The sequence below is a fragment of the Pantoea brenneri genome (genome assembly GCF_038594305.1).
Lineage (GTDB): Bacteria > Pseudomonadota > Gammaproteobacteria > Enterobacterales > Enterobacteriaceae > Pantoea > Pantoea brenneri.
In genome coordinates, this window is sequence record NZ_JBCGBG010000011.1 from 1 (window position 1) to 20,396 (window position 20,396).

Annotated in this window: 29 protein-coding genes; 19 read left to right on the plus strand and 10 right to left on the minus strand. The window is 49.6% G+C overall.

Features of this window, described 5'->3' with window-relative positions; all coding sequences use genetic code 11:
- Positions 1-151 precede the first annotated feature (151 nt).
- Positions 152-691: a Ref family recombination enhancement nuclease gene (locus tag AABB92_RS22345; RefSeq protein ID WP_425343574.1), complete on the minus strand. Its 540-nt coding sequence runs from the start codon at positions 689-691 to the stop codon at positions 152-154.
- Between the two features lie 534 nt (positions 692-1,225).
- Between AABB92_RS22345 and AABB92_RS22350 the strand changes: the two genes are divergently transcribed.
- Positions 1,226-2,110 carry a RepB family plasmid replication initiator protein gene (locus AABB92_RS22350; RefSeq protein WP_046289623.1) on the plus strand — a complete coding sequence of 295 codons (885 nt, stop codon included), beginning with the start codon at positions 1,226-1,228 and terminating at the stop codon, positions 2,108-2,110.
- A gap of 1,362 nt (positions 2,111-3,472) precedes the next feature.
- Here AABB92_RS22350 and AABB92_RS22355 read toward each other — a convergent pair.
- Positions 3,473-3,676, minus strand: coding sequence for a hypothetical protein (locus AABB92_RS22355; RefSeq protein ID WP_152659133.1), 204 nt, complete (start codon positions 3,674-3,676; stop codon positions 3,473-3,475).
- Positions 3,677-3,806: 130 nt separating this feature from the next.
- Between AABB92_RS22355 and AABB92_RS22360 the strand changes: the two genes are divergently transcribed.
- The 7 genes from AABB92_RS22360 to AABB92_RS22390 all read left to right on the plus strand — a co-directional run bounded on the left by AABB92_RS22360 (position 3,807) and on the right by AABB92_RS22390 (position 7,924).
- Positions 3,807-4,247, plus strand: coding sequence for a LexA family protein (locus tag AABB92_RS22360; RefSeq protein WP_031378144.1), 441 nt, complete (start codon positions 3,807-3,809; stop codon positions 4,245-4,247).
- Positions 4,231-5,496, plus strand: a complete 1,266-nt coding sequence (gene umuC, locus AABB92_RS22365) for a translesion error-prone DNA polymerase V subunit UmuC (RefSeq protein WP_031378143.1) — start codon at positions 4,231-4,233, stop codon at positions 5,494-5,496. Before AABB92_RS22360 ends, umuC (AABB92_RS22365) begins: the two co-directional genes overlap by 17 nt.
- Before the next feature lie 505 nt (positions 5,497-6,001).
- Positions 6,002-6,178, plus strand: a complete 177-nt coding sequence (locus AABB92_RS22370; RefSeq protein ID WP_161797063.1) for a hypothetical protein — start codon at positions 6,002-6,004, stop codon at positions 6,176-6,178.
- Positions 6,178-6,822 carry a hypothetical protein gene (locus tag AABB92_RS22375; RefSeq protein WP_031378142.1) on the plus strand — a complete coding sequence of 215 codons (645 nt, stop codon included), beginning with the start codon at positions 6,178-6,180 and terminating at the stop codon, positions 6,820-6,822. The genes AABB92_RS22370 and AABB92_RS22375 overlap by 1 nt, the downstream gene beginning before the upstream one ends.
- Complete coding sequence (locus AABB92_RS22380) at positions 6,815-7,294, plus strand: class I SAM-dependent methyltransferase (protein WP_031378141.1); 480 nt, start codon at positions 6,815-6,817, stop codon at positions 7,292-7,294. Before AABB92_RS22375 ends, AABB92_RS22380 begins: the two co-directional genes overlap by 8 nt.
- A complete protein-coding gene (locus AABB92_RS22385; protein ID WP_031378140.1) occupies positions 7,291-7,644 on the plus strand; it encodes a hypothetical protein in 354 nt (117 codons plus the stop codon). Before AABB92_RS22380 ends, AABB92_RS22385 begins: the two co-directional genes overlap by 4 nt.
- A 10-nt stretch (positions 7,645-7,654) precedes the next feature.
- Positions 7,655-7,924 carry a hypothetical protein gene (locus AABB92_RS22390; protein ID WP_046289624.1) on the plus strand — a complete coding sequence of 90 codons (270 nt, stop codon included), beginning with the start codon at positions 7,655-7,657 and terminating at the stop codon, positions 7,922-7,924.
- Between the two features lie 102 nt (positions 7,925-8,026).
- Here AABB92_RS22390 and AABB92_RS22395 read toward each other — a convergent pair whose 3' ends face one another.
- From AABB92_RS22395 to AABB92_RS22405, 3 genes are all read right to left on the minus strand, one after another.
- Positions 8,027-8,836, minus strand: a complete 810-nt coding sequence (locus AABB92_RS22395; RefSeq protein ID WP_031378139.1) for a DUF6602 domain-containing protein — start codon at positions 8,834-8,836, stop codon at positions 8,027-8,029.
- A 155-nt stretch (positions 8,837-8,991) separates the two neighbouring features.
- Positions 8,992-9,291, minus strand: a complete 300-nt coding sequence (locus AABB92_RS22400) for a helix-turn-helix domain-containing protein (RefSeq protein WP_031378138.1) — start codon at positions 9,289-9,291, stop codon at positions 8,992-8,994.
- Positions 9,278-9,649 carry a type II toxin-antitoxin system RelE/ParE family toxin gene (locus AABB92_RS22405; RefSeq protein WP_031378137.1) on the minus strand — a complete coding sequence of 124 codons (372 nt, stop codon included), beginning with the start codon at positions 9,647-9,649 and terminating at the stop codon, positions 9,278-9,280. Before AABB92_RS22405 ends, AABB92_RS22400 begins: the two co-directional genes overlap by 14 nt.
- Positions 9,650-9,853: 204 nt before the next feature.
- On the opposite strand from AABB92_RS22405, the gene AABB92_RS22410 reads away from it, so the two are divergent.
- The 10 genes from AABB92_RS22410 (at position 9,854) to AABB92_RS22455 (ending at position 15,996) form a co-directional block, all read left to right on the plus strand.
- A complete protein-coding gene (locus AABB92_RS22410; protein WP_031378136.1) occupies positions 9,854-10,534 on the plus strand; it encodes a hypothetical protein in 681 nt (226 codons plus the stop codon).
- A gap of 2 nt (positions 10,535-10,536) precedes the next feature.
- The gene (locus AABB92_RS22415; protein ID WP_031378135.1) at positions 10,537-10,761 is read left to right on the plus strand and encodes a hypothetical protein; all 225 of its coding nucleotides are present in this window, start codon (positions 10,537-10,539) and stop codon (positions 10,759-10,761) included.
- Positions 10,754-11,062 (plus strand): hypothetical protein, encoded by a 309-nt coding sequence (locus AABB92_RS22420; protein WP_046289625.1) that lies wholly within the window; start codon positions 10,754-10,756, stop codon positions 11,060-11,062. Before AABB92_RS22415 ends, AABB92_RS22420 begins: the two co-directional genes overlap by 8 nt.
- Positions 11,062-11,424 carry a hypothetical protein gene (locus AABB92_RS22425; RefSeq protein WP_052720721.1) on the plus strand — a complete coding sequence of 121 codons (363 nt, stop codon included), beginning with the start codon at positions 11,062-11,064 and terminating at the stop codon, positions 11,422-11,424. Before AABB92_RS22420 ends, AABB92_RS22425 begins: the two co-directional genes overlap by 1 nt.
- Before the next feature lie 75 nt (positions 11,425-11,499).
- Positions 11,500-11,931 (plus strand): hypothetical protein, encoded by a 432-nt coding sequence (locus AABB92_RS22430; RefSeq protein ID WP_152659134.1) that lies wholly within the window; start codon positions 11,500-11,502, stop codon positions 11,929-11,931.
- Positions 11,932-12,092: 161 nt separating this feature from the next.
- On the plus strand, positions 12,093-12,752 hold the full coding sequence (locus AABB92_RS22435; protein WP_031378164.1) for a hypothetical protein: 660 nt from the start codon (positions 12,093-12,095) through the stop codon (positions 12,750-12,752).
- A gap of 113 nt (positions 12,753-12,865) precedes the next feature.
- Entirely contained in the window at positions 12,866-13,936 is a 1,071-nt protein-coding gene (locus AABB92_RS22440) for an acyltransferase family protein (protein WP_031378165.1), read from the plus strand.
- A 177-nt stretch (positions 13,937-14,113) separates the two neighbouring features.
- The gene (locus AABB92_RS22445) at positions 14,114-14,875 is read left to right on the plus strand and encodes a hypothetical protein (RefSeq protein WP_052720722.1); all 762 of its coding nucleotides are present in this window, start codon (positions 14,114-14,116) and stop codon (positions 14,873-14,875) included.
- A gap of 319 nt (positions 14,876-15,194) precedes the next feature.
- Positions 15,195-15,422 carry a hypothetical protein gene (locus AABB92_RS22450; protein ID WP_152659135.1) on the plus strand — a complete coding sequence of 76 codons (228 nt, stop codon included), beginning with the start codon at positions 15,195-15,197 and terminating at the stop codon, positions 15,420-15,422.
- A 328-nt stretch (positions 15,423-15,750) separates the two neighbouring features.
- Positions 15,751-15,996: a hypothetical protein gene (locus AABB92_RS22455; protein ID WP_046289628.1), complete on the plus strand. Its 246-nt coding sequence runs from the start codon at positions 15,751-15,753 to the stop codon at positions 15,994-15,996.
- Positions 15,997-16,057: 61 nt separating this feature from the next.
- On the opposite strand, the gene umuC (AABB92_RS22460) is transcribed toward AABB92_RS22455, so the two are convergent.
- Both umuC (AABB92_RS22460) and AABB92_RS22465 read right to left on the minus strand, forming a co-directional pair.
- The gene (gene umuC / locus AABB92_RS22460; protein ID WP_031378167.1) at positions 16,058-17,320 is read right to left on the minus strand and encodes a translesion error-prone DNA polymerase V subunit UmuC; all 1,263 of its coding nucleotides are present in this window, start codon (positions 17,318-17,320) and stop codon (positions 16,058-16,060) included.
- Positions 17,321-17,322: 2 nt separating this feature from the next.
- Positions 17,323-17,700 (minus strand): peptidase, encoded by a 378-nt coding sequence (locus AABB92_RS22465; protein ID WP_031378168.1) that lies wholly within the window; start codon positions 17,698-17,700, stop codon positions 17,323-17,325.
- A 193-nt stretch (positions 17,701-17,893) separates the two neighbouring features.
- Between AABB92_RS22465 and AABB92_RS22470 the strand changes: the two genes are divergently transcribed.
- Entirely contained in the window at positions 17,894-18,247 is a 354-nt protein-coding gene (locus tag AABB92_RS22470) for a hypothetical protein (protein WP_152659136.1), read from the plus strand.
- A 181-nt stretch (positions 18,248-18,428) separates the two neighbouring features.
- Here AABB92_RS22470 and AABB92_RS22475 read toward each other — a convergent pair whose 3' ends face one another.
- Genes AABB92_RS22475 through AABB92_RS22485 form a run of 3 tightly spaced genes read right to left on the minus strand, consistent with a single transcriptional unit; the run spans position 18,429 to position 20,307 of the window.
- Positions 18,429-19,223 carry a hypothetical protein gene (locus AABB92_RS22475; protein WP_031378170.1) on the minus strand — a complete coding sequence of 265 codons (795 nt, stop codon included), beginning with the start codon at positions 19,221-19,223 and terminating at the stop codon, positions 18,429-18,431.
- A gap of 9 nt (positions 19,224-19,232) precedes the next feature.
- Entirely contained in the window at positions 19,233-19,829 is a 597-nt protein-coding gene (gene dut / locus AABB92_RS22480) for a dUTP diphosphatase (protein WP_072051052.1), read from the minus strand.
- A complete protein-coding gene (locus AABB92_RS22485) occupies positions 19,816-20,307 on the minus strand; it encodes a MarR family transcriptional regulator (protein ID WP_046289629.1) in 492 nt (163 codons plus the stop codon). The genes dut and AABB92_RS22485 overlap by 14 nt, the downstream gene beginning before the upstream one ends.
- Positions 20,308-20,396: the final 89 nt, after the last annotated feature.

Sequence of the window (20,396 nt, forward strand, 5' to 3'; positions counted from 1 at the left end):
TTTGCAAAACCATCATGCTATTCATTATGTATTGCGCGCCTGAAAACATGGTATCTATTTCAGTTTTTGAAATATTCCCGTAATTTTCAACCATTCCTTCAATGCTCATTTTATATTCCTTTAAGGTTATGTTTATAGCTGATTGAGGATGTCAAACTGTGAGTAGCTCAGTCCTATTTTTGGGGAGCAAATGAATGATACCAGCTAAATTATAGGCTTTGACCAACAATTCCTGTTCGGTTCCGTTCTGCCGGGAGAACTCAGCTTTGCCGCCGGTGATGCCATCAGCATGTACTGGCACAAGCCAGGGGAACTCAGCGCGGATGTGTGCCGGAGCGGAGTGCTGGTGGTGATGATCGCAAAGGGGGAGCTGTAACAGATGCGCGCCGGATTTCGTCCGGCCCTCGATGTGATGCAGGCTGATTAGCGGTGATTCTTTCCCGTGTTGCAGACAGGCAATACAGGGCAGTTTTCCCAGTGCATCCATTACTACGCGCTCGGCTGCGGTCGGGGTGCGCCCTTTAAGGCCTCTGCCTGATGCGCTGGCGCGTGTTTGCCGCTTCGGTGTCACAGGTGCAGGCTTTTTCTCTTTCAGACGCTCAGAGGCGCTTACAGCGCGTTTTACTGCTTTGGCTCTTTGCTCTGCAATCCATTCCGGGGAATTGCGCTTCTCGATCTGCCTGGCAATCATTCTGCTGCTGGTGGCCTTCTGCTTAGCATACTGCTGCTGGCGATACTCCGGATCTGCCAGTTTTGCTGCCTGTTTCTCGCGGTGGCGCTGCTGCGCTCTGGCCTGCTTTTCCCGTACAGCCTGAAAATCTGCATTTTCCATGATTTAATCAAATCTAAATTATTTTTTAGATTGTTGATCAGCTCATGCCTGCTGTAAAGCAATCCGTAATTAACCGTGGGACAATTACACTTTTTCCCGGCTGGAGTGTGGATAATCTGTGGCTTGTGGAGTTATCCACTTATCCACTGGATAGATCATATAAATCGATCATATAGAGATCATAGATAGATCCTAACAGATCACCATGCTTTCAAGTTCATGTATTTTATAGGGAAAATTGCATTTTACGTTAGTCTATTCATGGTAATGGTTAGTCTATTCATGGTGAATGTTAGTCTGTTCATGGTAATTGTTAGTTTATTCATGGTAGGGTGTTAGTCTATTCATGGTGACGGCCATAAATATTCACATCACTACAATCAGGCGATATCAATGGGAAATGGTAATCAAATCAAGACAATAAATGATGCCTTGTCATTTGTTGGTGGTGAAGAAGGGAAGACTTATACACTGACACCAACGGCTAATAGAACTGTCCAGCCAATAGCATTGATGCGCCTGGGAGTTTTTGTCCCATCTGCTAAAAATAAGCCCATAGCCGGACGCGGAAACTCCAATATTGACGCATCGGAAGACCTGCGCGAGCTCGAAATAGCTAAGGCTGAGGGCTACACCAACATCAACATCCGCGGCAGTCGCCTTGATATGAGTACAGACTTCAAGACGTGGATAGGCGCTATACGGGCGTTCTCTAAATATGGCGACCACTCCAATCGAATAGAGTTGCCGTTCACTGAATTTGCCAAACTAACGGGCATCGCTGTTGATGACATCAACCAGCGGGCGCGTGACCGTTTTTTTGCATCACTTAGCCGCATTGCATCCATCGTGGTTTCATTTAAAAACAAAGACGGCAGTAAAGGCACTATCACCCACTTACTGCAAAGTGCGACGTTCGATATCGAGAGAGACGTTATCTCGCTGGAGGGCGACTCCAGGCTATGGGAGCTATATGCGTTTGATCATAAAGTCTTGTTGCAGCTTAAGGCCATACAGGCATTACCACGCAAGGAATCTGCTCAAGCTCTCTATGTATACATCGAAAGTATGCCAAATGGGTTCATACAGATATCACTGGAGCGTTTGCGTGAACGGCTTAATCTGACATCCAGTATCAGTGCGCAAAATTTGGCAGTGAGAAATGCTATGAAGGAGCTACAGAAGATAGGCTATCTGACCTACTCAGAAGTGAAGAAAGATGGGGTAGTGTACTTCCAAATCCATTCGCGCCGCCCGGAGCTGTTACCAGCTGAATGACGTTAGGTGATTCATGGTGAACGTTAGGTGAAAACCGGTAACGCACGCATAACGTTAGGTGATTCATGGACGGCATTAGTCTATTCATGGTAAATGTTAGAAAATAGCTGCAATTTTAGGCGTCATGCGGGCGAAATGCCCTGCACACCATGAATAGACTAACACTGAGCATTGGCTGGTGGTGAGAACCATGAATAGACTAATGCTTGCCATGAATAGACTAACATTCATGCCATATCTTGTTTGATGTAACTGCTACTGCCCGCCACGAAACCAACGACATTTACCGCACACTGTCATCTCGGCTGCCAGCATAAAAAAAGCCGCCCAAAGGCGGCTTACAGTCAGTTGCTATGGATTACTGTCACCGGCACATTGATGCTGGTATTGATGTTCATACCTTCACCTCCGTTTGGATGCAGTAACGCCACCAGCAATGACACAACGATGAGTCCGTTGCGCTTCATTGTGAATGCCTTGCAGGTTATGACCAGTGGCGTTCGGTACGCCCCGCAAGCAAGAGGAAACTTATGCTTGTGTTCGGTCGGGATTAACAGGACAACAAGGTACCGAATGGGCTGATAATCCCCCTCGCTGTTTTGTCTGAACTTAGCATGCCACAATCATGTGCCTGGTTTCATTGCCTTTCCGGCATATGCGTCTAAGATTGCGGTAAAAAAGTACTCTATTGACGAAAAAAAAATCAATTAACTAACCGTTTTGTAAAACCACACAGTGCCTTTCCTGAAAGAGATTTTCTATACACAAGTTGCAAAGTAGGTCATGCGACGTATACTGGCTTTGGAAACTTATGCTTGTGTTCGCTGTTTTAAGCGAATTAGCAGCGGTGAAGATTGCCTGATAACAATTTTCACCTTCCAGATAAATGCCTGATAACATTTTCTGGATTCAATGAAGCCGCCTACGGGCGGTTTTTTTGTTGATGATTTTGACTTACTCTCTACATACAAAATAAGCATGACATAAATAGGCCGCAATACAATACCTTGACCAAACGCAGTTGTTCGTTTTGTAATGAGAATTAAAAAAATAGTGATAAATATAAATAAGTTAAGCTGTGGATAACTCTTTTTCAATTTTGATCGGGCGCGTATTTGTTATTCAATTGTAAAAGGATTAAGTAAGACTATTCCAGGCAATTCGTTATGATCTGCAGTATAACATTGTCAGTTTTTTGAAATGCCGCACAATTGTAAACGCGGATACTCGTCAACTCTTGATGCTTTCAGTTAGGTGCTTAGTAGCTAACACACTATACCCATGAAACCAGCAACGTTTGTCGCACGCTGTTATCTGGGCCACCAGCATAAAAAAAGCCACCCGATGGCGGCCTTTAGTCAATCATATATTATTTTTTAGTAAAGCATAAAGCATTGCTCTGCTGTCGATTGTGTTCCCGTTCAGGTCTTTGCACACCCAGTTTTTACGCTGAAACGTGATGTAGCAGTCGGTGCGGTTAATGCGCAGCGGTTCGCTTCTGCCTGCTTCTACAAACCCTTTTGCCTTCCAAATGCCGCGCATCTTATCCAGTTCGATCTGCTTCAAACCTAAGTTCATAGTGATTAAATTCGTAAAATTTTAGAGTGAGCTTATTCTTATATGAAATCGCCCACTGGTCAATTCCATATCCTTAATCTTATACTGTGTTTTTATACAGTTAAAAGGAGGGGTGATTATGCGCTTAGAGATAATAGCAATACCTGATGAAGCCGCGCCCAGACAGGCTTTCAGGCAGTTTCTTGAAACGGTCGCAGCGGGCTTTCCGTCTCCGGCAATCGGATACGAAGATACTCCGCTGGACCTGAACGAGTATTGCGTCAGGGCCAAAACGGCCACCTATTTTGTACGCTGCGAGGGTGAGTCGATGATAGGGGCCGGTATTTTTGACGGCGATCTGCTGGTGGTTGATAAATCGAAGGCGGCGGCAGACGGCCAGATCGTAATTGCCTCTGTGGACGGGGAGTTTACGGTAAAAAAGCTGCAGCTGAGGCCAGTGCCGATGCTGCTGGCCATGAATCCGCGCTATAAGCCGATCCCTGTCGAGCCTGATGGTCTGGAAATATGGGGGGTGGTGACATACGTCATCCACCGTACTGACAATGTTCCTGCACAGTGACGTTAATGCCTTCTACGTGTCGGCCGAGCTGGCATTCAGGCCGGACCTTTACGGGCGTCCTGTCGTGGTAGCGACCAACAATGACGGCTGTATTGCGGCGCTGAACCGCGAGGCGAAAAACGTAGGCCTGAAGCGGGGCGATCCGCTGTTTAAAATCCGCGATACCATCCGACGTTACGGCGTGGTGGTGTTCAGCAGCAACTACACGCTGTACGACGCATTCAGTAAGCGTTTCCATACGATAGTGGGCGAGTATGTCCCGAACCTGGAAGCGTACTCGATCGACGAGGTGTTTGGCTCTCTGGACGGCATGGAGAAGCTGGTGGACTTCCAGACGTTCGGAGAAGATATCCGGCGCACCGTAATCCAGCACACCACGATGAAGTGCGGCATAGGGATAGCAGAGACGAAGACGCTCTGTAAGGTAGCCACGCACGCAGCAAAGACCTGGCCTAAAACAGGCGGCGTGGTGGTGCTGACCGACCCGAAACGGCGCGACAAGCTGCTATCGTTGCTCGACGTCTCCGAGACGTGGGGTGTCGGCAGAAAGATAGGGGCCAGACTGCAGCTGATGAACATCAAAACCATGCTCGACCTTGCCCGCGCTGACACAACTATGATCCGCAAAAACTTCAATGTGATGCTGGAGCGCACCGTGCGGGAGCTGCGCGGCGAACGCTGCTTCGAGCTCGAAGAGAACCCGCCGACTAAGCAGCAGCTGGTGGTAAGCCGTTCGTTCGGCAAACGGCTCACCAGCCTGGATGAAGTGAGTAACGCGGTTTGCTTCTTTGCCACCAGCGCCGGTGAAAAACTGCGGCGTGAAAAGCAGTACTGCCGGAATATCACGGTATTCATCCAGACCAGCAAACATGATCCGCGCCGCCCGTATTATTCACGCGGTGCCAGCCATTCGTTTACGACGGCCACGCAGGATACCCGCGATCTGATTGATGCCGCCGTGCGCGGCCTCAGAGCTATCTGGCGGGAGGGCTATGAGTATGCGAAGGCCGGAGTGATGCTGGGGGAGATCTGCGGCTCAGAGCAGCAGCTGAACCTCTTTGATGAGTCACCGCCGCGCCCTGGAAGCGATAAGTTGATGGCTGTGATGGATAAGCTGAACAGCTACCAGCGCGGCACGCTGTTTATTGCCGGTCAGGGTGTCAATCCGGCCTACCAGATGAAGCGGGAAATGTTATCTCCGCGCTATCTGACGCGCTGGGAAGAGCTACCCATCGTAAAGATGAAGTAATTTGAGATAAGTACGTCATTATCAGCAATTTAACTTAAGTGTAATTATAGAGTAATCAGTGCCACTACTTTTAGTAGTTGAGCTGATCACTTCTTGATCGCTTCTTAGAGTGTGCCTACAATCAGAAAAAACCGAAAACGCATAAAGTAATGAAATGCGTTAACTTTTTCTGGCTTGGAGTTGTACGGATATGACTGACACAGCAAACTTTGCTTTTGTTTTAATGACACTTTTCTTTGCAGTACTGGCGCTGGCAACTGTCGCTACCTTGTGCGGATTGCCTGCGATGTTGCGTGCATTTGACGCCTACATAGCAAAATCGAACACCTTAAACTGATCCTCCGATACATCCCGCTTTAAATTTATGCTTATCTGATGACCTGCTGGATGCACTTAAAGCCAGCAGGTATCAGTTTTATCTGTCAAATTAAGGTTAACATTAAATTTAAATAAATTTTAGAATGTAATAAACTCCAGCGTGGAATTAACCACTGGAATATTACACATGACCGGCACTACTAAATCCCTCAATCTGAGCCAGCCGTTTCTTGTCAGCGCTTTAATCGCTGAAATCGCAAAACAATCACCTCATGCCAAAGTGAATAAGGCACAGTTCGCTGCCATTGTGGATGCGGCTAACCGTGTAGTTATTGCCTTCAATCGTGATAGCGGTGATGCCTGATGACTGAACGTTTTTACATGATCTGCACCAGGGATACGGTAGGCAGTAATGCCTCTTTCTGGTGCCAGAATGGTCACGGCTACAACACCAATATCGCAAAAGCACATGTCTATACCCTGGCAGAAGCACAGAGCTGCTGGAATACAGGCCGGATTATCGATCAACCCGTTTGCGCTGACAGCGTGGATGCGCTGGCCGTCGTTCACGTTGACCACCAGCACGTACCCGGTGAGTCGGTTATTACTCCTGATTGCAGTAGATACGTTGCTTTTCAGAAAGGGCGCTGGGATGGCAATGATCTGTACTGGCTCCGAAACGGCGGCCTGCCGACGACCGACTTCACGCAAGCGACCATTTTCGATAGACCGGGCGATACGGCCGAGCTGGTTTGGCTACCGTTCGCCACGGCCGACGCAGTAAAGCGCCGCACGTTCCCGATCGCCATGCTGGATCATCGCCGCATGGTGCAGGGTGCTGGCCTGCGAGTACCGGCGCATATCAGTCGCGCCCGCCGCCGCAAGCCAGGCACTGGAAAGACGCGCCTCAACTGCCCGGACTGTGGGCGCATTCACTGGCAACTCAATCCGTATGTCTTTGAAGGCTGCGCTGACTGGCAGTGTGCGGGAGCGCGTACGCATGGATAAGGCCGTATTAGACATGTGCTGTGGCCCGCGCATGATGTGGTTCGATAAAGCCGATCCCCGCGTGCTGTATTCTGATATCCGGGAAGAGACTCACCAGCTGCCCGACAGGGAGCTGGTTATCAGCCCGGACGTGATTGCCGACTTCCGATCTTTACCGTTCCCGGATAACTCATTTTATGTGATTGCCTTCGACCCGCCGCACCTGGAGCGGGCAGGCGAAAAGGGCTGGCAACGCCTTAAATATGGAGTGCTCAATCGCGGAACCTGGCGCAACGATCTGCGCGCCGGATTTGCTGAGGCCTTCCGCGTGCTGCGTCCGAACGGCCTGCTGATTTTTAAATGGAATGAAACGCAGATCCGGGCGCGGGACATTCTGGCACTAACTGATCAGAAACCCCTGTTTGGCCACATCAGCGGGAAGCGTGGTTTAACGCACTGGTTTACCTTCATCAAAGACGGAGAGCAGCAATGAACCTGCGCAAGTTCTTCCGACTCAAAGCGCCCTGCGCGAACTGCCCGTTTCTGAAAGCTGGTGGCATCAAGCTGAATCCCGGACGCCTTGAGGGCATCAAAGCGCACCTGTTGCTAGACGACTACTCATCGTTCTATTGCCATAAAACCACGCATAGATCTGGCGAGGAAGAGGGCGAAGGCGGCGAGATTTATAGCCCGTCCGGGAAAGAAGCGCATTGCGCCGGCGCCGTGGCATTTTTGCTATCCCGCGGCCGTCATAACATAGCTATGCGCCTGGCGTTCATTGAGGGTCATACAACGCCTGCTGACTTTGAGCCAGCAATAAAACTGATCGCCACAGAGAACTGAGGAAGCCGCCATGATCAACGATCGTCTGACTGATAAAGAGCTGGAAATGTTCGCCGCTGAACCGCAGAACAACCTGGCATTTGCGCCAAATCACGCGCTGACGCAGATGATGGCCAGAGAGCTGCTGGCGCTGCGCCGTACCGGTTCGGAGCTGGTGGAAGTGGCAAAGGCAGGGCTGGAGTATATCGACGCGATCCCGGCTGATATCGCTGACGCATTTGACACTATGCCGGGTTTTGACCGTGACTGGGCCGAAGAAACCATAAGTGAGGTGAAATAGCAGGTGCTGATTGGTAAAAAGCGGGAATAGCTATAATTTTTTAGCAATAGCACGCTATGCGCAAAGCGTGCTACTGGTTTAGGTATTAATGTCAGCTAATAATTAACTTAAATATTCCATAAGATTCATTATTACACGTTTTTGGAGAGAAAGATTTGTATATGTCAGCTGAGCAAAGTGTTTAATTGCGCGATCAAAATCCCTATCGATATTTGCTGGAGTGCAAATAACGTCAGCTCCATTTGAACGAACTACGGGAGAGGCGACAGAATAATCTTCGCTATCTCTATAAAAAAGCGCATTGCCGTCTAAAGATAATACAAAGTTATGTCTAAACTTATGGGGTATAGAATTTTGGTTATAGTAATCATCGATATCTTTGGCGAGGTCTGATGTATCGCCCTCAATTCTATTGCAAATCAAGAAAGTATAAGCGTGGTTCCAGTTTTGCTCCCTGTCATATATGTCGCCATTGTGACCAGCAGAGCGTAGACTAACTTCAAAACTAACCATTTTGACTTTTGCTAGTTTTACTAAAGCCTCTTTCAACTGCGACTGCTTCAAGTTAGATTTAACCTCTCCTATGCCTTTGATGCAATCAGCTGGAAAGAACTGGTTAAGGTTATCATCCTGAATTAAGGGGGTAAGCTCTTTATCATAAAGTATGATATCACATTGCGTACTTACGCTATTTTTTTGAGATACGATAAAACCTGTTGAAACAGCCGTATAACCCGGAATGAATGCTTTCAGAAAATCAGCAGTCAGATTTTCTCTATATCTTCCAAATTCAGCTGCATGAAACGTTTTTCTTTCGCTGTTAAAATACAGGTCTACTGAGTCATCTGAAAAGATACTCTTGAATCTTTTTGCCTTGTGATTAAGGATTTTATTTATTATATTTGCGCTCATTAGATTTCCTTTCTTGATAAATAATTCATATAGATGATGACTGTATTAATTTATAGTGCAGATTATGCTGGCTAAAGACTCTAAACGTATAAATTAATGAAGGCAATAATAAAAAACCCGCCGAAGCGGGTTTTAAATATTAAGATTAGAGCGTGTTACAGGCTCAGTGCAATGCGCTTGCCATCAGGTAGCGTCACGTCGAGCGCCAGTTCTCCGCCCAGAGCAGCGATGTAGCGTCTTAACGTAGACAGCTTAGGATCGTTATCAACCTTCTCCATTTTTGCCACAGAAGGCTGCTTTACGCCTAACACTTCAGCTAAATGAGTCTGCGAAACAGATAATTCTTCGCGCAGCTTGGCAAGTGTAATTTCCTGACGGATTTCAGCAGCACGCGCCTCGATGCGCGCACGGCTTTCCGGGGAGCGTTTAGCCATCATTTCTTTAAGCGTTGCCATCGTCTTTAGTCTCCGGTGATTCCAGATGCGAAGTGAACTCGGTATCTGCAATTTTAATCATACGTTTGTAGAACAATTTTTCGTCTTCACCCTTTTTGTCTCCGGCACACAGAACAATCGCTTTACGTTCCGGGTCAAAGGCAAAGAAGGCGCGAAATGGGTGCCCGCCTATCTGTACACGCAACTCTTTCATGTTTTTGTACTTAGACGCTTTAATCTGATCTACCTGCGGACGCCCTAATTGAGGGCCGATCTCTTCAAGTATCAGGAAGTATGCTGCAATTTCTTCCTGAACCTCTTCAGTCTGCCCTTCGTACCAAACATCAAACAGCTTTCTTGTGATGACTTCCCATGCCATTAAGCGATCTCCATGTATAACCTGCGAGCTATGTGAAGGTTATAGCCTGCGGGGTATAATAGCAAGCTATTAATAGTGTTTTATTAAAAGAGATTAAATGGTTTTGTTTGTATTGACAATCAAATGTGAGCTCTATAAATTGCACGTCATGGCGCTGCTTTAGCGCCACCGCCCTGGCGGATCCAGGCACTAAGGAAGACTGTTATGAATATCTCTCCAATGACTGCCACCACTGCGCTCCAGCACATGTCTTACACCCTGACCGGCGCAATCAAGCAGAGCCAGCAGCCTGGCTTTATCGCGGCAGAAGCCTACGCGGATATCAAAAATAATTACGAGCTGGTGGCTACCAACTGCACAGACCTGGCGACCGTTGTCTGGCTGCGTAATCACCTCTGCTTTGGCTACAGTGGCGATGAGCACACTTTTGAAGAGATCAACCTGGGCTACCGCGATCACATCGACTTCATCCTCAAATCAGGCTGGCGTCCGGGTACTGCACCGGCGCACAGAATGACGCTCAGCAATATGTTTGAGCTGGACTGGTGGGACCCTCAGCAGATCGTAGTGACTTCACACACTGCGGATACCGTCACCGGTACGGCCACCATGACAGACACGGAAGGCGAATATCAGTTCGCGTTTGAGTGGACCATGATCATGTGTGAAAAGGCCGAGGAGTATAACCTGCCGTTTATGGTGTACATCACGGCAGCACGGTTTAACCTGCCGTATGAGTTCTCTCTGTTTGAATATGACGGAAGCCCGCTTGATGCCCTGACGGCGTTACAGGAAATGGATTGCGCGCAGGGATTCTGTAATGAGTATTTCACCGACATCTATCAACAATATACCCCTGCAGAGGGAGAAATTAACCGAGGCTAATCATGACCGAAAAAGCACGTAATCCACGGGCTTCAAATGCACTTAAAGGAGCCGTTCCCGCGACGGCTCAGATTCAGATGCGCGTCATCCAGGAAGTTAAAAACCGGTACGTTGCGCAGGCGCAGCGGGAAGGGATGAAACTCTCAGAGTGGATACAGCATCACCTTAACGACGTGTGCCAGCTGGCGGACGCCGCAAAGCAACAGGATAAGAACACCAGTGATTAAACAGGAAATCAGGGCGCTGTTTCTGGCACACGGCTTCATAATGGAGCAGCAGCCTGATGGCAGTACCGATTTAAACCCTGCCTGCTACAGCGTCGCTCAGGCGCTTGCAGAGCGGTTTAGCGACATCTATGGTCAACCGGCAGGGAATGTTGAGATTGCCGCTGGTGGTGGCGCAGAGGCACGCACAATGGCGCTGTTTCACGACAAAGCAGCCAGCATCGAGTTTCCGACGTTCATCATGCGCCAGCCGTCGCAAAAGCCCGCGCTGGCCACTAGAAAACATCCGGCGTCCGGGCGTTAATGGACGACCGGCTAAGTAAGTTCGGCTGGCTCTCTTTTGAGGGCTGGCCGGACAGTGAAGTTCACGACTATCTCACCACGAAATGCGGCATCATCCACGCCCGCAAGTTACCGGACGGCAGCTGGACCGGGCTTCTGCGCCTTCTGTATACGCTCAGCGTCTGCATGGGGATCACGCCAACGGATGTGTACCAGTATCGCTGGTGTTTCGAAGACCCGGAAGAGGCGGTGTATCTGTGCAAAAACGCCGTGGAAGTAGACGAGATACCGGAGCGCCGGGAGTCGCTGGTGGGCCACCGGCACACAACCGGGATCCCGCTCTATGTTGAGTTCGACCTGCTGGGCCTGCCAAAGTGGCGTTAACACTTCTTACTGACTGACCACCAGCTATCCGGCTGGTGGCCGGTTATCATTTCAAGCAATTCAGAACGGCAGAAAATGGAAATCAGGATTAAATGCCCGCACTGCGGTTCGGGAAGCGTCAAGAGCAGCAGGGCGGTCTATGAGCAGGGAACATCAAACACGCGCAGCGTCAGCCACACGGGATGGATATCAAATCGGGGATCGGGCGGCAGCAGGCGACAGGGCAAATCAACGCGTCAGTCAGTTGCTGCTTCGCGCAATGCGCCAGCAGGCCGAAAACTGGATGTGCTTATTTTTGTCGCCTCGTTCCTCCTGTCTGCCTGGCTGATACTCGACATACCGGCGACCACAGTACTGGGTTCGGTAATTGCCGGAGCAATCATCGCATCGCTGATAACCGCGCTGGTGGCGTACCTCAACCGGCACAACCGGCGCAGGGCGCGTGAGAACTACAATAGACAGTGGTATTGCAGCAAATGCGGTGACACGTTTTTACGTGACGGTTAAACACAGTAGCTATTCGGATAATCTGGCAAGCTGGCTTATCAAGCCTTGCAAAGTCAGCTTTGCAAAATACAATTAAATCATATAGATATGGTTATTTTTCGTAGTCAATGGCTCCCAAGCCTTGTAAGGTATCCGTACATGTTTAATACAATGGGTCTGTTATGAATCATCAGCCAAACCACCGCGACCGCCAGCTAATTATTGACCTTGAAGAGATTCAAAAAGGCTTATCAGGGGAGGGAGTTCAGGTATCCAAAATTATCGATCACCCTCACATTGAGCAGTATGCTTTTCAGGAAAGGGGTACAAACCTGGCATTCGCAAATGTGATCTGCTCTCTCAACCAAGTTACGGTTGCGCTGCATGATGCAGGTAAAGGCTATATTTTCTTTACACCAACCGAACATCCATTAGCGGCAATGGTAAAAGGAGCACCGATTGCTCCTGAAGTTTGGGAAGAAAATATGCTTTCGCACTCAAACAATGGGCCAGTCCAGGAAGGCTACTATTGGGACTGGATAAACTACTCAGTCGCTTTGACTGAACTCAGAGAAAAGTGGCACGCCAACAGAAATAAATTTGCAGATCAGATCACCCGAAACGCCCTGAAGTCTGCAATTCTTCAGGCAGACAAAATATTGGGCGTAGTAGCCTCACTGCCTGACGTAATCAGCCTCACAAATGCCTGGGAAGATAAATGGCATCCACTGCCGGAAGATGTGCCTGTAGACGATTACCTGTTATGGGATAAAGATTATCTACGCGCACTGGCAATGATTTATCAACTTGCCAGTACCAGGGCCACCAGCCCGCAGGAATAACAGATCCGCTTAAAGCAGGCGTTCCCCGCGCTTGCCTGGCGGTTGCCCTCAGCCGCCAGCATCCCTAGAATGCGCCCTTCTTTACGCTAAACAGACGATTTCTAAACGGACTTATGACACAACAACTCAAATCTATTCAGGCGCTGCGCGGGCTTGCCTGCCTCGCCGTCGTTACCTTTCATTTCCGCTACCAGATACAGGAGCAGTACCCGGCATTAACCAAACTGCTTTCAACCGGCGTTGTTGGTGTGGATCTGTTTTTCATCCTCAGTGGCTTTGTTATTACACTCTCTGTATCGCGCATGGGTACCGGATTTGCTGCAGCAGGCGACTTCCTGAAGCGCCGTGCGCTGCGCCTGCTGCCCGCCTACTTCATTCTGCTGCTGATCAACTTTTTCTTAAGCGGAGGAATGGCGACATTTCACTATGCTGATAAGACGCAGGCGGTGATTAGCGCGGCGACGCTATCTGTTTACCTGCCGCAGCACGCGCCATTTTACGTGGACGACAGCGGGTTTATGGGCGTGCGCTGGACGCTCAACTATGAGTTTTTGTTTTACCTGATGATGGCTGTCTGCTTGCTGGTGCGCGCGCGCTGGGTGGCGCTGGCCGCAATGCTGGGCGCGGTGCTGGTGGCCGTACCGATGGCAGCAGGCCACCAGCCGACGCTGCTGGTGGAAGGTTATGACATGGGCTACGCCTACCTTAACCTGATGACGAACCCGATTATCTGGCAGTTCGCTGCAGGCGTTCTGATTGGTCTGGTTTACCCGCACATGGCGCGCCTGCCTGTTGCCATGCGGGTGCCGTTCCTGCTGGCTGCAATTGCCCTGTTTGTACAGCACATTATCAGCTACCAGCATATAGGGCATGGCATGATGGCATCCGGCACCGTGCTGGCACTGCTGCTGGCCGCTGTGGCGTTCAACGACAGCTGGTTAGGGCGCATCACGCCGCGCTGGCTAGTGTTCCTGGGGGATATTTCTTTCTCTGTATACCTGATCCACATTGTGACCAAAGCCCGGTTAGCAAAGGCGTTCACGGATCAGGGTATGACGTTCTTCGTGTGTAACGTCCTGCTGGCGCTGCTGCTGGGCTGGCTCAGCTACCGTTACATTGAGCCAATCGGGCAGAAGATCGTGCGCCGCCGCAAAGCTGACATACAGCGTCAAGTTAATAATTAAAATTGAATCAGCCCGCTACATGCGGGTTTTTTAAACTTGCAATTTTCACATTTAGCATGATTATTAAGGGTTGCTAAAGTTTCGGTATGAGTAAATAAAATGAGAAAGAAGCATCGTCCGCATGGTAACTCGCTTACTACATTAGAGTCTGATGTATTAAAGCTAAGGGCACTGGAAATGATACTGGTTTTATTTTACATGGAGGATTTAAGAAACAGTATTATTGACTCGCTTAGAGCATCAGACACTATTGATGATGAAGTAAAAACAAAAAAGAAGTGCGATAGAAAAATAGATAAATTTAAAGCGGCAAGGTTAAGGCTTGAGTCAGAAGGGGTTATATCAAAGAAAGAAAGTCAAGAAATTAAAGAATTGATTGACTTTAGGAATACCATTGGGCATAGGATTTATGAGATTACAGCTGATATAGGCCCGTACTCCAATCTATCTTTGTATGTTGGAAAACAAACTAGAGAATCGACCATATATAAGTATGATGCAGTATCTTTCGCACGTAATTTAAGGGAAAAAGTTCTGCACAGCATGGGCTTAAAAGGTTACATTCTGTCACTAGGCCTTGCATCGATAGCATTCTATTCAGCAGAAAAGGTTTATATAAAAGAAATAAAATCCCTAAGAAAAAAAATATACAAAAAGGGGGCGAATCATGAGAGGAAAATTGCAGATCTTAATGAAGAGCTTAAGCGACTGCCGCAGGAAGTTGTTAATTTTGTGGAGCCAGGCCATCCTAATAATTTCTTAGCGAACGGAAATCTAAGCAAGAAAGGAATTGAAGGGATATATAGGCTTTTTGACAATAAGCTTACGCCTTTAGCCACTGCTCATTTACTTAGAATATCCTATCGTGCAGCCTCAAGATGGTATAAGCGATGGAGTTCAGACGAAGGTAGAAGTGCTGGAGTTAGCCTTGAAATATAAAAAAGCCAGCGCAAGGCTGGTAAATCGTATTACAGGGAAGTCTATCTAATATGCAGTCAGTTTCATGACTACCTGCTGATACCGGCTTACAGGGCTGGTGTTAAACGACACCGTTACAGAGGCCACCAGCATGACGATCCCAGCCCACTCACACACCCTTTCTAACGATGCGGCCGCATCGCCTGAAACATTCAACGCCGGCGAATTAACCCTGAACGCCGGCGCAGCATTTTCTCTGCCCATCGCCCCGGCGCCGCTAGTGGTAACTTTCTGCGCAATAGACGGTACCAGAGCGCAGCTTATAGTGAATCAGGGTAGGGTGACGTTTGAGGGTGATCCCGATGCGGCAGCCGAAATGTTTATCGAGGCGATGAAGCAAAAGCACACGGAGCAATGGGTCGCGCAGCAGGCGCAGCTGGAGGAAGCAGAAGCCCGCCTGGCGACGTACTCACACCATAACGGCCTGATGATGCTGTCACAGCGGCTGGTGGACGCAGAGAATGAGAGAGACTCACTGCGAGAAGACATTAACCAGCGCCGGACATAAGTTAACCGGCATGCGGACGGGGCGTAACGTTCACTATAGTTAGTAAGCTCACTTTCCGCATTTGTTTAGGGGCGGACAAAAAAACTAAACTTTGATTTTGTAAGGTGTTGTTATTATTAGATAATTTAACAATAAGTTTAATTGCAAATCACAATGTAACTTAAGTGAATGTTTTATATGTATTTTTTATGTTGATGAATAAACAGTATTGAATGGTATTGATTAAAGGAAAAAAAAGGCTTACTGTCAGATCTACCAGTTGGTCTTCCGCCAAAGAAGTGAACCAACAGGTAAACGCATCCAATAAACCTTATCGGGAGATAGTATCATGGGTTCAAAAATTGATGAACATGATCACCGCATAAAAGAGTTAGAACGTAAAGTAAAGGGAATGCAGCGCCAGATAGAACTGGGAAAAGCGCAGCATGAACAAGTAACGAAATCTCATGACAGGAAGATACGTGACTTGGAAATCCGCTCAGCAGTCCAGTCTGGTCTTCCTCAGAGAAAAGTTGCTGAAATTTACGACCTTTCAACCGGGCGAGTTAGCCAAATCGTTCGCCGGACCGGTTAAAAGCCGCCCAAAAGCCGCCTTCTGAGGCGGCTTTTTTAATATCTATTTTCCGATTATTTCCTTACTTTATTCTTACGATGTCTTCAAGTCGCGTGGTGTATCGAGGTGACAGCATTTCACGCTTCATCTGCCACGCGCTGTCTTGCTCTCCCTGTCCTGCGAAGAATATCTTCCCCTTCCCGGAGCGATTGATAGCATCCAGCGCGGCCATCAGCGCATCTGCGTTTGCCCGCGGCTGCTGCTCACTGAACATGTCAAACTGCGCCACACCAGATTGATAAAAATCACCCAGCATTACGCCAGCTTTGGCGTACCGGTAGCCGTCGCGCCAGATGGCACTCAGCCCGCGTAGCGCAGACTCAATAATGTCCCGTGTGTCGCTGGTGGGGTAGTCGCAAACGCATGAGGCGGTATTCGAATACTGAGGCTCGTTTGCGTGCCTGGCGGTAGCGATCGACACGCTGATATGTCGGCAACGCGAGTTCTGCTCTCTCAGCTTTTCTCCGGCACGGGTGGCATAGAGTGTGACGGCCTGCTTCATGTCCTCCAGCTCAGTGATCTTCTCACCAAATGAGCGTGAGTTGAGGATGTTCTGCTTCGGCGGCGGCGCGTCTTCCAGTGCGATACAGGACTCGCCATTGAGCTCGCGGGTGGTGCGCTCAACGATGACATCAAAGTTTTTCCGAATCATGCTGATGTTGCTGTCCGCCAGCTGCAGAGCCGTGGTGATCCCCAGCTGGTGCATGCGCTTAGTAATGCGAGGGCCAATACCCCAGATATCGCCGACGTCGGTCAGGTGAAGCAGCTTTCGCTGCCGGGTACGGCTGGACAGGTCTACCACGCCCTGTGTCTGCGTCCATTTCTTCGCGGCATGGTTTGCCAGCTTGGCCAGCGTCTTCGTTGGGCCGAAGCCTACGCCGATGATCAGGCCGGTTTCTTGCCGGATGCGCTCACGCATCTGGTGTCCAAACGTCTCAAGTGGGATCAGATTGCTAATGCCGGTGACGTCCAGAAATGACTCGTCGATAGAGTAAACCTCCTGTCCTGCAGCCATTTCACCCAGTATGGCCATCATGCGCGCCGACATATCGCCGTAAAGCTCATAGTTGGAACTGAACACATGCACACCGTTCTGCCTGAAAAAACGCTCATTCAGAAACAGCTGCGCCGCCATCTTGATCCCCAGGCGCTTTGCCTCCGCCGAACGTGCGATCACGCAGCCGTCATTGTTCGAAACGACGACAATCGGTTTACCACGCAGATCGGGCCTGAACACGGTTTCACAGGAGGCATAAAAGTTATTGGCATCGGCCAGCGCAAACATGTTTATTCTCCTGCTGGCCCGTTAAAGCCGATCCCGGCTACATCGGTCAGGGCATAAGCCACTACACCCCACACAGGAAGCGCCTGGCTTACATCGAGCAGCGTTACAGTTTCGTCCGTGTCCAGCGCCTGAAGGGCGGGAACCGGATTAAGCAGCAACCGCCTTAATGTCAGTTCGCCGTCAAATTCAGCAACGATTAGCTGGCCGTGTACCGGCTTCAGGGCGCGATCGATGGCCAGCACGGAGCCTTTGACAATTCCGGCGCCGGCGCAGTCAGTTTCGCTTCGCATGAGATAGGTTGAGTAAGGGGAAAGGGATACCAGATCGCCCAGATTCAGGCGCGTTTCAGTATAGTTCTGGGCGGGGCTCTGAAAGGCCATTGCAATGCTCCATTGTGATCAGCGTGATATAGCTCCTGGTATGAGTATAAGACGCTACAAGCAGCAATGCTCAGATGTGCAAGTCAATGTTCGCTATGAGAAAGGATGTGCCGGTATTGATCTACTGTCGCTTACTCGTAAAGCCTCGCCATTCAAATGTAAACTGTACTCCAATCAAATTTTCGGAAAATTTATGAAAACTCCTGCCCTTAAAGAACTACATCACAAGCGCATAGCATTGTTCTTCGAAAAACTTCGAATCCATCCACCTGTCACAAATCGTCAGGAAGCAGTTTCATTAATAAAACGACTGCTAACAGAGATTGACGACGCTGATGGGCTTGTTCCGGGTGATTTTACAACACGTCTGAATATTCTTGCCATAAATGCAGATTATGGCTGGAAAAACATCGAGTCTGATCCTTGCTATTGGGATGACAATCAGACCAAGACGCACCGTATTTATTTATATAACAGCGGTAGAATTGTTATTGAGCGCGTAAAAGAAGGGGAGGAACGTTTGATTCTGGACAAACCAGGAGCATAAACCCCGATTTGCGTGCATAAAAAAAGCCCCGATTAAGGGGCTTTGGAGAGCAAAGGCTAATGGCAACATCAATCAAGCAACATCCGACTGTTAAATTACCAAACCCTTAGATTTATACAAGGCTTTTTATTGCCAGTCTGGAGCATCGTTACCTACAAATTCTGGCAGGCACTAACGCCTTTTATTCCGCTTTTTGCGGTTCAGCCGCTGGCGCTGCGGCCACCAGCTCCGGCTCAGGCTGTGGGACGTCGGTTTTCGCCTTTGCCAGCAGGATAGTGCGCTGCAGCTGCGCCTTTTCGATGGCCTCTTTCACCATATCAGCATCCAGTCCGACAACCGCAAACCTGTCCAAGCCTTCCATGCGGAAAAGGTTCGTTTCAGGGGCCATTTCCTTCAGGGCTTTCTCATTCTGAACTGTGATGTAGATCAGCTGTGGCTCAGCCTCTGCGCCGTCCGGGATGTACACGTAAGCATGCTGGCCAACGCCCAATGCCTGGAGGAACAGGACGCACACGGCCAGTGGCAATGAGGTATGTACTACACTGACATGCTGCAGCCTGCCGGTAAGGACGCCGTGCAGCTGCGCATTATGTGGCATGTACGGGCTGACCGTCTCCACGCGCCACGCGCCGGTAAGCGAACCTTCCACAAACGCCTCGCCGGTGACGTTCATCGACATCTGACGCATGAGCAGTTGCGCAAAGCTCTTATCCATCGTCGGAGCCAGAGGCAGCGCGCCGGTCTTCTCATTGATGGCGTCTACCGCTTCCTGTCGTTTAGCGGGATCCTCCGGCAATTCCTGGCTGTGCAGCAGCCAGTAGCGCTCATTTTTGTTAGCCCACACAGTGACGCCTTCTACTTCCTGTGGCTCAAAGCCCAGCGCGGCCACCAGCGCAATCTCAAGATTTTCCGGGGCGATTTCGTTCTTCTCATTGACCTCAATGGCCGTGGTCTTGCTGATAATGTATTTAGTCATAATCGTGCCTTATTTGCTGGTGGTCTTAGTGCTGGCGCTGGTACTGGTGGCGGTTTCATTCACCGCTGACTCTTCAACCTGTGCGGGCTCCTGCGAGTCGGCCGCGGTCGTGCTGGTATTGTCTTCGACAGGCGTCGGGTTGGTCTGTACCGGCGTAGTAGACCCAAAGCCGCCATCGCCACGGGCGGTTTCTGACAGCTGATCGACTTCTTTCCAGGTGACTGACTCAACTTTCTCGATCGTTGCCTGCGCGATGACCATGCCAGCCTTCGGCTCGATGAACTGACCGCCTTCATCGGCAATCATGCGCAGTTTGATCTCGCCACGGTAATCGCTGTCGATGATGGCCACGTTGTTCGCCAGGCGCAGGAAGTTGTTCACAGCCAGCCCGGAGCGAGGATAAATCTTCATGCAGTAGCCAGGTTGGATCTCCACGGCCAGTCCGGTCGTGACCCACCACGCACGCGGCTGACGGGTTGCGCCCTGAGTCAGTACGACGTTATTTTTCACGTCCAGCGCGGTGATATCCCACGCTGCAGCGCCGTCCGAACCACGGAACGGCAGTTTGGCGTCTGGTGTGAGACGTTTGATCTTAATTTGAGGCATGGCTTAACTCCGGTGATTTAAAGGTGTAATGGCGGCGCTTACGGACAGAGTTCTCATAGAGAGGGACATCTGTGTACTCCACCAGCCCGCGTGCAATCAGTTTCTTTACGGACTGCAGGAATAGGGAATGGCTTACATCAAACTCCTGGCGTACCTGTCTGGCGGTGATGAACCGGTTCCGATCGAGCAGCATCAGAATGTACTCTTCGGTCTTCCCCATTTTCAGGGGCGTCAGTCTGGCGGCATACGCGGGAGTCACCGCCAGGCTGTACTCGTTATCAATGGATCGCGTAATCAGTCCGTTTTTCAGAAGGTCCAGCAGCGTTCCCCGGATGACGTGCGTTGACGTGTCCGGCAGGGCGCGGGTAAAGCGGCGGCGCGTGGCGATACACTCATCTTTCAACAGCATCAGCACAGCTGAGGCCGTTTCCGGATATCGGGCGCGAAAAACTTTAAGTTTTGGTAAAAGGCGCTTCAATGTTCTGTTATCCTTGCCATTGGTTTATTTCGGATACCTACATCCAGTGGTTAACGTTTGAACCAGAACGAACGGAATAAGGGAGCCAG